11 protein-coding genes are annotated in these 10,350 nt (G+C 69.8%); 9 read left to right on the top strand and 2 right to left on the bottom strand.

What is annotated here, in order from left to right; translation table 11 throughout:
* Positions 1–34: 34 nt before the first annotated feature.
* Both BM066_RS23085 and BM066_RS23080 read right to left on the bottom strand, forming a co-directional pair.
* Positions 35–859, bottom strand: a complete 825-nt coding sequence (locus tag BM066_RS23085; protein ID WP_018113206.1) for an AcvB/VirJ family lysyl-phosphatidylglycerol hydrolase — start codon at positions 857–859, stop codon at positions 35–37.
* A 102-nt stretch (positions 860–961) separates the two neighbouring features.
* Positions 962–1,195 (bottom strand): hypothetical protein, encoded by a 234-nt coding sequence (locus tag BM066_RS23080; RefSeq protein WP_018113205.1) that lies wholly within the window; start codon positions 1,193–1,195, stop codon positions 962–964.
* 218 nt (positions 1,196–1,413) lie between these two features.
* On the opposite strand from BM066_RS23080, the gene BM066_RS23075 reads away from it, so the two are divergent.
* From BM066_RS23075 to BM066_RS23035, 9 genes are all read left to right on the top strand, one after another.
* Positions 1,414–1,635, top strand: a complete 222-nt coding sequence (locus tag BM066_RS23075) for a hypothetical protein (RefSeq protein WP_089930586.1) — start codon at positions 1,414–1,416, stop codon at positions 1,633–1,635.
* A gap of 49 nt (positions 1,636–1,684) precedes the next feature.
* On the top strand, positions 1,685–2,368 hold the full coding sequence (locus BM066_RS23070) for a response regulator transcription factor (RefSeq protein WP_018113203.1): 684 nt from the start codon (positions 1,685–1,687) through the stop codon (positions 2,366–2,368).
* Positions 2,365–3,726, top strand: coding sequence for a sensor histidine kinase (locus BM066_RS23065; RefSeq protein WP_018113202.1), 1,362 nt, complete (start codon positions 2,365–2,367; stop codon positions 3,724–3,726). The genes BM066_RS23070 and BM066_RS23065 overlap by 4 nt, the downstream gene beginning before the upstream one ends.
* 95 nt (positions 3,727–3,821) lie before the next feature.
* Positions 3,822–4,409 (top strand): DUF1003 domain-containing protein, encoded by a 588-nt coding sequence (locus BM066_RS23060; RefSeq protein WP_018113201.1) that lies wholly within the window; start codon positions 3,822–3,824, stop codon positions 4,407–4,409.
* The gene (gene mprF, locus BM066_RS23055) at positions 4,406–6,997 is read left to right on the top strand and encodes a bifunctional lysylphosphatidylglycerol flippase/synthetase MprF (RefSeq protein ID WP_143093793.1); all 2,592 of its coding nucleotides are present in this window, start codon (positions 4,406–4,408) and stop codon (positions 6,995–6,997) included. The genes BM066_RS23060 and mprF overlap by 4 nt, the downstream gene beginning before the upstream one ends.
* A 64-nt stretch (positions 6,998–7,061) precedes the next feature.
* Positions 7,062–8,504: an AcvB/VirJ family lysyl-phosphatidylglycerol hydrolase gene (locus BM066_RS27175; RefSeq protein WP_089930584.1), complete on the top strand. Its 1,443-nt coding sequence runs from the start codon at positions 7,062–7,064 to the stop codon at positions 8,502–8,504.
* Between the two features lie 130 nt (positions 8,505–8,634).
* Positions 8,635–9,297, top strand: coding sequence for a hydrolase (locus BM066_RS23045; RefSeq protein ID WP_089930582.1), 663 nt, complete (start codon positions 8,635–8,637; stop codon positions 9,295–9,297).
* Between the two features lie 58 nt (positions 9,298–9,355).
* Positions 9,356–9,613 (top strand): DUF1427 family protein, encoded by a 258-nt coding sequence (locus BM066_RS23040; RefSeq protein WP_089930580.1) that lies wholly within the window; start codon positions 9,356–9,358, stop codon positions 9,611–9,613.
* An 83-nt stretch (positions 9,614–9,696) separates the two neighbouring features.
* Positions 9,697–10,350 (top strand): amidohydrolase family protein (locus BM066_RS23035; RefSeq protein ID WP_218150935.1); only part of this gene is annotated, 654 nt, incomplete at its 3' end.

The following is a 10,350-nucleotide window of genomic DNA, read 5'->3' as shown; positions in this document are numbered from 1 at the left end:
CCGGCCGAGAACAGGCGGAAATCGCCCAGTCGCATTACGGGGCTTTGGGCAGTGGTGCTGAAATGGGAATATATTCCTTTTCTTGGTTGAGGCGGCGACTGCCTTCAGCAACACTATCGGCGGCGGCCATCGCGTAACCCACAGCGGCGTCTAGCTGCGGTTTCCAGGCCGACAGCGGCTGAAATACATGGCGCACGCCCGGCGCGGTCCACAGCCGCGCGCCGGGCACGGCCTTGACGAAGTTCTCCACCGAGCCGCCGGGGCAGCCGTGCTCCCTGCCCCCTTCCACCAGTCCCCAGGGCGCGGCTAGGGCGATCGGGCGGTAGACCCAGCCGTCGACGCCCTTCTTCCGATAGCCGATGGTCCGACCCGCGGCGTCGCCGACCGGCGCGCCGGTGTCCTGGTCAGGACAGAAGCCCGTGGTGACCAGCCCGGCGACCTCGCCGGGACCAGCCTGGGCCGCGGCGGCGTAGGCCAGGGTGGCGCCGGCCGAATAGCCGCCGAAATAGACCGGTCCGGAGGCGTGATAACGCCGCGCGCCGTCGGCGGCCACGGACCGCATCTCGGCGGCCAAATCATAGGGCGCGCCGCCCTCGGTCATCCGAGCCATGATCGGGTTGACGTCCAGGCCGAACGCCAGGACGCCGCGCTGGGCCAGGGCCTCGACCATGCGTCCGCTGGCTTCCCAGGGCTTCCAACCGCCATCGCCCGACAGGATCACGGCCACGCCGCGCGGCGGGCCGCTCGGCGCGAACACATGGACCTCGCCAAGCGTCTCGTAGGGATAATGGGCGGTTTCGACGGGCGTTGCGGCCACGACGGCGGCCGAAGCGGCCAGGGCGACGAACGGCAAGGGCATGAGACGGATTCACCGCGATGAGATAACGGCCGCGACGCTTTGGGGGACGGGAGCGTCGCGGCCTTGGGGCTTCAAGGACTGGGCTTTCGAAGACGGCGGCGATCAGGCCGCCTTGGCGTGACGCGTGGCGTGGGCCTTCTTGGCGTGGACAGACGTCTTGTGGACGGCCGGCTTGGTCGCGGCGGTCTTGGCCGGCGCGGTCCTGCTCTTGACCGCCTTGGCCGGCGTCGCCTTGCTGGCGGGCGTCGAGACCGGGGCGACTGGAGCGGCGTTGGCGGCGGCGGCCAGACCGGCGGTCGACAAGACAGCGACGGCGATGATGGCGCGGATGGACATGATGGTGTCTCCTTCAAGGTCTGTCTGACGGCGGAAGCGCCGATGGAGGTCACCCTGAAGCCGCGCCCTGACGCGCCGCGCTCAGCAATCTTACAACGGCGCCAGAAATCGGCGGCGAACCTTACAAATCTGCAAGGCGGCCGTCTGATCGCCGCAAGCTCGGTAAGGCTCTATGGTGTCGCGCCGGCCCGCGGGCGCGGGTTCTGGAAGGAGCCGCCATGTCCTTTTCTCGTCACCTGACCGTTTTGTCGATCGTTGCGACGGTGAGCCTGGCCGCCGCTTCCGCCCAGGCCGCCGCCGTCAATCATCCCGCGCGCGTCCCTGCCGCCAATCGGGCCGAAACCGCCAAGCGCGCGGCCTGCGAACGGGTCTGGGCCGCCCAGAAGGTGCGTCACGGAACCCACCAAGCCTTCGTCGCCGCCTGCGTGGCCAAGGGCTAGCCGCCCTTCCCCACGCCGGGCATTCTGGCCGAACGCCTAAGGAGCATCGATGAGCAGACGGATCCTGGTGGTCGAGGACGACGCCGATACGGCCGATTATATCCTCAAGGGATTGCGCGAGGCCGGCTTCACGGCCGAACACGTGGCCGACGGGCGTGACGGGCTCTACATGGCCAGCAGCGCCGATTTCGACGCCATCGTCATGGACCGCATGGTGCCGGGCATGGACGGCCTGTCGGTGACCAAGGCGGTTCGCGCGGCCGGCGTGCAGACGCCGATCCTGATTCTCAGCGCCCTGGCCCACCTGGACGAACGGGTCACCGGCCTGAGGGCCGGGGCCGACGACTACCTGACCAAGCCCTTCGGGTTCGCCGAGCTCTCGGCCCGGCTGGAAAACCTGATGCGGCGTGGCGCGGCCAAGGCGGTCGAGACGAGCCTCTTCTGCGGCGACCTGACCCTGGACCTGCTCTCCCGCCGTGTCGTCCGGGCTGGACGGACCCTGGATCTCCTGCCCCGGGAGCTGAAGCTCCTGGAATATTTCCTGCGCCACCGCGACCGGGTGGTCACTCGCACCATGCTGCTGGAGGAGGTCTGGGACTATCGTTTCGATCCGCACACCAGCCTGATCGACACCCACATCAGCCGGCTGCGCAAGAAGGTCGACGAAGGCTTCGACAAACCCCTGCTGCACACCGTGCGCGGTTCGGGCTACCGTCTTTCGGAAGCGCCTTGAAGTCGGCCCGTCCGATCCGCGGCGCCAAGCCCGCCACCCTGGCGCTGGTGGTGGCCGGCGCGGTCGCGGTGGCCCTCGCCCTGGGGCTCCTGGTCGCCGACCTGGCCGGTGAGCGCCTGATCGAACGTCGCCAACACCTGGTGGCCGAGACCGCTCGCGACTACTTCGTCGCCTTCGCCCATCAGGACGGCCTGGCCTCCATGGCCCGGGCCCTGGACCATCGCACCCTCAACGAGGGCGGAGCCTTCGACTATGCGGTGTTCGACGATGACGGAACGCGGCTGGGAGGCGTCGAACTGCTGACCGCCGCCGACCTTCCCGCCCCAGGCTACGCCATCCGCACGATCGCCGGCGCGGACTACGAGATCCTGGTCCAGCCGATGGCGGTGGGCGGCACGCTGGTGATCTACGAGAACCTGGCCGACCGCCGCGCCTTCCACGGGGCCATTCTCGGCGCGGTCGGCGCGGCCTTGCTGGCCAGCCTGATCATCGTCGCCGCGGCGGCCCTCCTCCTAGGGCGGCTTCTGGTTCGTCGCGCCGAAGGCATCGCCCAGGCGGCCGAGACGATCGCCGGCGGCGACCTCTCCGCCCGCGCCCCCATCGCCGGGGTCGGCGACGTGTTCGACGACCTGGCGGAGGCGGTCAACGCCATGCTGGCCCGCATCGAGGAGCTGATGACCGGCATGCGTTCCGTCACCGACAGCCTGTCGCACGACCTGCGCTCGCCGCTGACCCGCCTGCGTGGCGCGCTCAATCGCGCCCAGGACGAGGATCTGGCTCAAGCCGAGCGCCTGGCCCTGATCGCCGAGGCGCAAGCCCGGTGCGAAGAGGTGCTGGCGACCTTCGGGGCCCTGCTCGACATCGCCCGGGCGGAGTCCGGCCTCTCGCGCGACCTGATGGCCCCGCTTGACCTGGCGGATCTGGTCCGCGACCTGGGCGACCTGTTCGAACCGGTGATCGAGGATGCCGGCCAGAGCCTGACGATCGTAGTTCCGCCACGTCCGGCTCCCTACCTCGGTCACGAGCTGATTCTGCGCCAGGCCCTAGGCAACCTGCTGCACAACGCCGCCCGCTATGCCGGCCAGGGCGCGCAAGTCAGTCTGATCTTGTCCCAAGGCGATCAGGGCGGCGTCGATCTGGTCGTCGCCGACACCGGCCCCGGCGTGCCGGCCGCCGATCGCGGCCGGGTGGTCGAGCGGTTCGTGCGCCTCGACGAAACGCGCGCCACGTCCGGCTCGGGCCTGGGCCTGGCCATCGCGGCGGCCTGCGCCAAACTGCACGGCGGGCAGCTGGTCCTGAGGGACAACCATCCAGGCCTGCGGGTGGTGCTGAGCCTGCCGAACGCGTCCTCGCCCTGACCCCAAAACTCAACCTCACAAATTTTCCAGGTTCCCGCCAAGCGCCCGTCAGGCGCGCCGATCATCGTCCCGTCGTTTTCCAGGGAGCCGGGACGATGAACGAAACCATCAAGAAACTCGACGCGGAATCCCGGCGCCTGCTGGGTCACGGTTTTCGCGAGCTGGAAGCCGAGGAGCGCCGGGTGATCCTTCAGATCATTCGCCGCGCGGCCATCGCCCGCAACATCGCCGACGAAACCGACGAGGCCATGACCTTCGGCCAACGCCTGGCCGACCGGGTGGCAGAGATCGGCGGCTCGTGGGGCTTCATCATCGGCTTTGGCATCTTCCTGGCCGCCTGGGCCGTGCTCAACGGCCTGCTGCTGCCCCGGGGCGGGTTCAAGCCTTTTGACCCCTACCCCTTCATCTTCCTCAACCTGATCCTGTCGATGGTCGCGGCCGTTCAGGCGCCGGTGATCATGATGAGCCAGAACCGCCAGGCCTCGAAGGACCGAGCCGCCGCCGAGCACGACTACGAGGTCAATCTGAAGGCCGAACTCGAGATCCTGGCCCTGCATGAAAAGCTCGACGCCCTGCGGACGCGCGAACTAGCCGACATGACCGCCCACCTCATCATCCTGGCCGGCGCGGCCAAAGGCGCGGAACACCGGCCGCTGGACGACCGGGCGGAGGCCGACGCGTGACCGACACGGCCTTTACGCACCAGGCGAACTCGGCTCCAGTTCGGCCTATGCGCGAGCCCCTGCTTTCCAGCCTCAAGACCCTGGCCGCACGGCTAGCGCCGCCGCTGCTGCTGGCCGCCGCGGTCTACGTGCTGTGGCGTGAGTTGCACGGCCTCTCCCCGGCCCAGGTTCGCCGCGAGATCGCTGGCTGGGGCCTGCCTCGCGTCGGTCTCGCCCTGCTGATGGCGGCGGCCAGCTACGGCCTGTTGGCCGCCAACGAGCAGTTGGGCCTGCGCTGGGCCGGGGCGAAGGTTCCCCTGCGCGCGGGCCTCCTGGGCTCGTTCATCGCCTACGCCTTCGCCAACAGCATCGGCTTGACCCCGTTGGTGGCCGGCGCGGTGCGCGCCCGGCTCTATGGCCGCCACGGCGTCGATGTCGGCAAGGTGGCGCGCACCACCCTTTATTGTGCGGTCTCCTTCGCCCTGGGTCTGGCTAGCCTGGCCGGTCTCAGTCTCCTGACAGCGCCCGCCGCGACCTTCCAGGCGCTGCACCTGTATCCCGGGTTCGCCAAGGGCGTCGGCGCCGTTCTGCTTCTGTTCCCGCTCGGCTACCTGGCCGCCTGCGCCCTGGCGCGCCGGACGCTGCGTGTGGGCGGTCGGGTCTTCACCCTGCCGCCACTGAGCTGGGCCCTGGCCCAACTGGCCATCGGCGTGGCTGACAATCTGGTCACCTCCGCCCTGGTCTGGATGCTGGTCGGCGACGCAGCCCCGCCCTTCACCGCCTTCGCCAGCGCCTATGCGGTCAGCACCGCCGCCGGCCTGTTTTCGGGTCTGCCCGGCGGGGTCGGCGTCTTCGAGGGCGCGATGCTTGCCCTGTTGCCAAACCTCGACCGCGCCGCCCTGACCGCCGCGTTTGTCGGTTATCGCCTGTTCTACTATGTCGTTCCGCTGGTCCTGGCGGGCGGTCTCCTGATGGGCCAGGAGACCGGGGCGCGGCGGATCATCCTGACCGCGCGGCGGGCCTGGCGGCTGGTCGGGCCGGCGGCCCTGGCCCTGTCCTCCTTCGTTCTGGGCGGCGCCCTGGTGCTGATCGCCGTGGGCCGCATTCCCACCGAGCGCCTGGGCCTGCTGCGGGCCGCCGTGCCGCTGATCGTGGTCGAGACCAGCCACCTGATCTCCCTGGCGGCGGGCCTGGCCCTGATGGTGGTGTCGCTGGGCCTGCTGCGCCGTCGCGCCAGCGCGCGGCTGGTGGCGCTGCCGGTCACCCTGGTGGCGGCCTCGACCGCCCTGCTGCGCGGCCTCGACATCGCGCCGGCCATCGCCGCCGCCGGCCTGTGCCTGGCCCTTCTGACCTCGCGTCGTCTGTTCACGCGTAGCGGCTCGATCGAGGGCGACGCCTTGATCCCCTGGCTGGTCACGGGCGTGCTGGGCGTGTTCGCCGGCTCAATCGCCCTGGGCGCCTGGATCTACGACACGGCCCCGTTCGAGACCCGCCTGCTCACCCATTTCGGCTATCACGCCGATCATGCGCGCTTCCTGCGCAGCATCGCCCTGCTGGGCGGACTGATCCTGGTCGGCAGCATCTGGAGGCTGGCCCGCCTGCCCCACGCCCGCGCCGTCTCCGCTGATCCGGCGACGCTGGACGCGGTCCGGCCACTGATCGAGGCTTCGCCCGACACCACCGCGCGCCTCGCCCTGACCGGCGACAAGGCCATCCTGCGTTCGACCGAAGGCGACGCCTTCTTGATGTACGGGGCCATGGGCCGCAGCCTGGTCATGCTGGGCGATCCAGTCGGCGATCCCGCCGAAGGCCGCAAGCTGCTTTGGCGCTTTCGTGAACTGGCCGACGGCCAGGACGCGCGGCCGGTGATCTACCACGCCAGCGGGGAGCGGATCACCGACTATCTGGATCTGGGCCTTTCGGCCCTCAAGCTGGGCGAGGAGGCCCGCGTGCCCCTGGCCGCCTTCGATCTGGCCGGCGGGGCGCGCCGCAACCTGCGCCAGAGCCATGCGCGCGGCCAGCGCGACGGCCTGCGCTTCGAAGTCGTCGCGGCGCCCGTCGGCGGGACCCTGATGGCGCGCCTGCGGGAGATTTCCGATACTTGGCTGGCGGCCCACGGCGGTCGTGAAAAGGGCTTTTCCTTGGGCCGCTTCGATCCGGCCGTGCTGGCGCACGACCCCATCGCTCTCGCGTGGCGTGGCCAGGAGATTATCGCCTTCGCCAATATCTGGACGGGCGGCGGCGTCGAGGCTTCGATCGACCTGATGCGCCACGTCGACGACGCGCCACGTGGGACGATGGATTTCCTGTTCGTTGAGCTGATCCTGTGGGCTAAGGCCCAGGGCTACGCTTGGTTCAACCTGGGCATGGCGCCGCTATCCGGCCTGGCCGATCACCGCCTGGCCCCCTTCTGGCACAAGGTCGGCCGCCAGATCGCCCAGCGTGGCGGCGCCTATTACGGCTTCGAGGGCCTGCGGGCCTTCAAGAGCAAGTTCGATCCGGTCTGGACGCCGCGCTACCTGGCCGCCCCGCCCTCCGGCCTGGCCGCCGCCTTGCTGGACGCCACCCGGCTGATCGGCCGCGAACCGCCCGCCCTCACAAATCGGTAAGGCGGACGCCAGGGGGGCGCCAGGCGGCTCTGCGAGAACACGCTGGCAGCCAGGGAGCGCCACGATGTCCATCCGCAAGATTCTACTGGCCACCAGCGCCGCCCTGGTCCTGGCGGCCGGCGGATTTCTGGCGGCGCGCGGCGTCTTGACCGCCCCAGCGGGCGCCACCTCCTCGCCCTCGGCTCTTCAGCCCGTCCCGCCCTTGGGTCCGCTCACCGCGACGCCTTACCGCTACGGCTCCGCCGGGCCGGTGACGATCTTCCGGCGCGGCGCCGAGCCGCGCCGGTTCGTGATCCTGATCTCCGACAAGGCCGGCTGGACCCCGGCCCTCACCGACCTGGCCCGCCAGTTGACCAGCGCTGACGCCACCGTCGTCGGGGTGGATCTACGCCGCTATCTCAACGTCGCTCAGGACGAAGCGGGACCGCATGGGCTCTATCCGGCCGGCGATTTCTCGGAGTTGGCCCAGGCCGCCCAGAGGGCCCTGAAGTTCACGACCTATCATCGGCCGATCCTCGTGGGCCAGGGAGCCGGCGCAGCCCTGGCCTACGGGACTCTGGCCCAGTCGCCGGCCGGCATCTTCCAGGGGGGCGCGGCGCTGGACTTTCAGGCCGACCTGAAGACCGGCCGTCCCCTGCTGGCCGGCGACGGCGGCCTGGCGCACGCCGTCGCGCCGAACGACGGCTTCGCCTACGCCGCCGATTCCAAGCTCGGCGTCCCGTTCGTCATCCTGCAGGCCGGCGACATGGCGACCGCCCAGGCGTTCGCCGCCAAGCTGCCGCAAGGCCGGGTCACGACGCTGGCGACCGGCGCGCCGGTCGCCGCCAGCCTGTCGCGGGCCCTGGAAATGATCGCGCCGGTCGCCGCGTCCGCGCCGCCGGCCCCGGCCGCGCGTCTGGCGGATCTGCCCCTGGTCGAGGCCCCGGTCGTCTCGCGTGGCGACACCCTGGCGGTGTTTTATTCGGGCGACGGCGGCTGGGCCGGCATCGACCAGGGTCTCGCCAAGGGCTTCGTCAAGGCCGGCGTGCCGGTCGTTGGCTACGATTCCCTGCGCTACTTCTGGACCAAGCGGTCGCCGCAGGCGGCCGCAGACGACCTAGCCGCGGTGATCCATCATTATCAGGCGGCCTGGGGCAAGCAGCGCGTGATCCTGGCCGGCTATTCGTTCGGCGCCGACGCCCTGCCGATCATCGTTCAGCACTTGCCGGCCGATCTGCGCGGTCAGGTCCGCATCGTCGCCCTGCTGGGCGCGGACGCCACCGGCGAGCTGGAATTCCATCCCGGTGACTGGCTCGACGTCAGCGACAAGGACACCTACCCGATCGCCCCCGTTCTGGCCTCGTTGAAGGACGTGCCGATGGTCTGCGTCTACGGGTCGGAAGAACATGACGACGCCTGTCCGACTTTCCCGGCCGTGGTGCGCAAGGTCGGCCTGCCCGGCGACCATCACTTCAATGGCGACTACGACGCCGTGGGGCGGGTTCTGAATCAGGCCGCCGGACTATAGCAAAACGCATTCGTTCAAACGGCCGCGCTCGAGGAAAAGAGCGCTCGCTTGCCGACGTCTATAGGGTGGCCTTGCAGATCAGCCGCCCAACCGGCCGCCGATCGGAACCCTCCAGGCCAAGGACGCCGCCATGCCCATTCTCGCCACCCCGACCGCCGGCCCCTCGCTGCTCACCCCGACCGATCACACCCTGATCATGATCGATCACCAATCGCAGATGGCTTTCGCCACCCATTCCATCGACGCCACGCTGCTGCGCACCAACGCCGCCCTCGTCGCCCACGCCGCGGCCGGTTTCGGCGTTTCGACCATCATCACCTCGGTGGCCGAAAAGAGCTTCTCCGGTCCCGTGTTCGACGAGATCAAGGAAGCGTTCCCGGGCGCCGAGGTCACCGACCGCACCTCGATGAACACCTGGGAAGACGCCAATGTCATCAAGCGGGTCAACGCCATCGGCAAGGATCGCTTGGTGCTGGCTGGCCTGTGGACCGGCGTCTGCATCGCCGGCCCAGCCCTGTCGGCCCTGGCCCAGGGCTTCGAAGTCTATTTCATCAGCGACTGCTGCGGCGATGTCTCGGTCGAGGCGCACGAGCGCGCGGTCCAGCGGATGATCCAGGCCGGCGCCCGGCCGATGACCTCGCTGCAATACTTGCTGGAGCTGCAGCGCGACTGGGCGCGCGGCGAGACCTACGACCTGACGACCGGCATCGCCAGGAAGTTCGGCGGGGCCTACGGTCTGGGGATCATCTACGCCAAGACGATGTTCGGCGCGTCGGAAGGCTCGCATGGCTGATCAGACCGCGGCGGGCGTTCGCGCTCGCCGCGTCTTGTCGTCTCGAAGGGAGTCTCGCATGAAGCCCTATCTGCTTTCGCTTGGCGCCGGCCTCTTGGTCGGCGTGCTCTATTCGCTGCTGGGCGTACGCTCGCCCGCCCCGCCGACCATCGCCCTGCTGGGCCTGCTCGGCATGCTGCTGGGTGAGCATGTCGTGCCGATCGCCAAGCACATGGCCGCCGGCGCGCCGGTCGTGGCCTATCTCAAGGCCGATTTCGCTGGGCACGTGCTCGGCCCGCACGCCCCCAAGGCTCTACGCGGCAGGGATGAGACATGAGCGAGCTCACACGCCGTTCCGCTGTCGCGCTGGGCGCGGCGCTCTTGCCCAGTTCCCTGCTCGCCCAACCTGGAAAGCCCGTCATGCCTGCCAAGGACCTGCTGCTCGTCAACGCCAAGATCACGACGCTCGACCGCGGTAATCCGCAAGCCTCCGCGGTGCTGGTGCGCGACGGCCGGTTCGCGGCGGTGGGCGACGAAAAGACCGTCCGCGCCGCCGCCGGGCCGGACGCGACGGTCATCGACGCCGGCGGCCGTCGCGTGATTCCAGGGCTGATCGACAGCCACATGCATGTCATCCGGGGCGGGCTGAACTACAACATGGAGCTGCGCTGGGACGGCGTGCCGACCCTGGCCGACGCCATGGCCATGCTCAAGAAGCAGGCCGCCAACACCCCGCCGCCGCAGTGGGTGCGGGTGGTGGGCGGCTTCACCGAGCACCAGTTCGCCGAGAAGCGCCTGCCGACCCTGGACGAGATCAACGCCGCCGCGCCCGAGACGCCGGTGTTCATCCTGCACCTCTACGACCGCGCCCTGCTCAATCGCGCCGCCCTGCGCGCCGTCGGCTACACCAAGGACACGCCCAACCCGCCGGGCGGCGAGATCCAGCGCGACGCCTCGGGCGAGCCGACCGGCCTGCTGCTGGCCCAGCCCAACGCCACCATCCTCTACGCCACCCTGGCCAAGGGGCCCAAGCTGCCGCCCGAGTACCAGCTCAACTCCACCCGCCACTTCATG

Source organism: Caulobacter sp. UNC279MFTsu5.1 (assembly GCF_900114015.1).
Lineage (GTDB): Bacteria > Pseudomonadota > Alphaproteobacteria > Caulobacterales > Caulobacteraceae > Caulobacter.
This window is presented reverse-complemented; position numbering and strand designations above follow the sequence as displayed.

Bases quoted from the DNA above. Each gene is read 5' to 3' on its own strand.
- BM066_RS23085 (WP_018113206.1), bottom strand. From the start codon at position 859: ATGCCCTTGCCGTTCGTCGCCCTGGCCGCTTCGGCCGCCGTCGTGGCC.
- BM066_RS23080 (WP_018113205.1), bottom strand. From the start codon at position 1,195: ATGTCCATCCGCGCCATCATCGCCGTCGCTGTCTTGTCGACCGCCGGT.
- BM066_RS23075 (WP_089930586.1), top strand. From the start codon at position 1,414: ATGTCCTTTTCTCGTCACCTGACCGTTTTGTCGATCGTTGCGACGGTG.
- BM066_RS23070 (WP_018113203.1), top strand. From the start codon at position 1,685: ATGAGCAGACGGATCCTGGTGGTCGAGGACGACGCCGATACGGCCGAT.
- BM066_RS23060 (WP_018113201.1), top strand. From the start codon at position 3,822: ATGAACGAAACCATCAAGAAACTCGACGCGGAATCCCGGCGCCTGCTG.
- BM066_RS27175 (WP_089930584.1), top strand. From the start codon at position 7,062: ATGTCCATCCGCAAGATTCTACTGGCCACCAGCGCCGCCCTGGTCCTG.
- BM066_RS23045 (WP_089930582.1), top strand. From the start codon at position 8,635: ATGCCCATTCTCGCCACCCCGACCGCCGGCCCCTCGCTGCTCACCCCG.
- BM066_RS23040 (WP_089930580.1), top strand. From the start codon at position 9,356: ATGAAGCCCTATCTGCTTTCGCTTGGCGCCGGCCTCTTGGTCGGCGTG.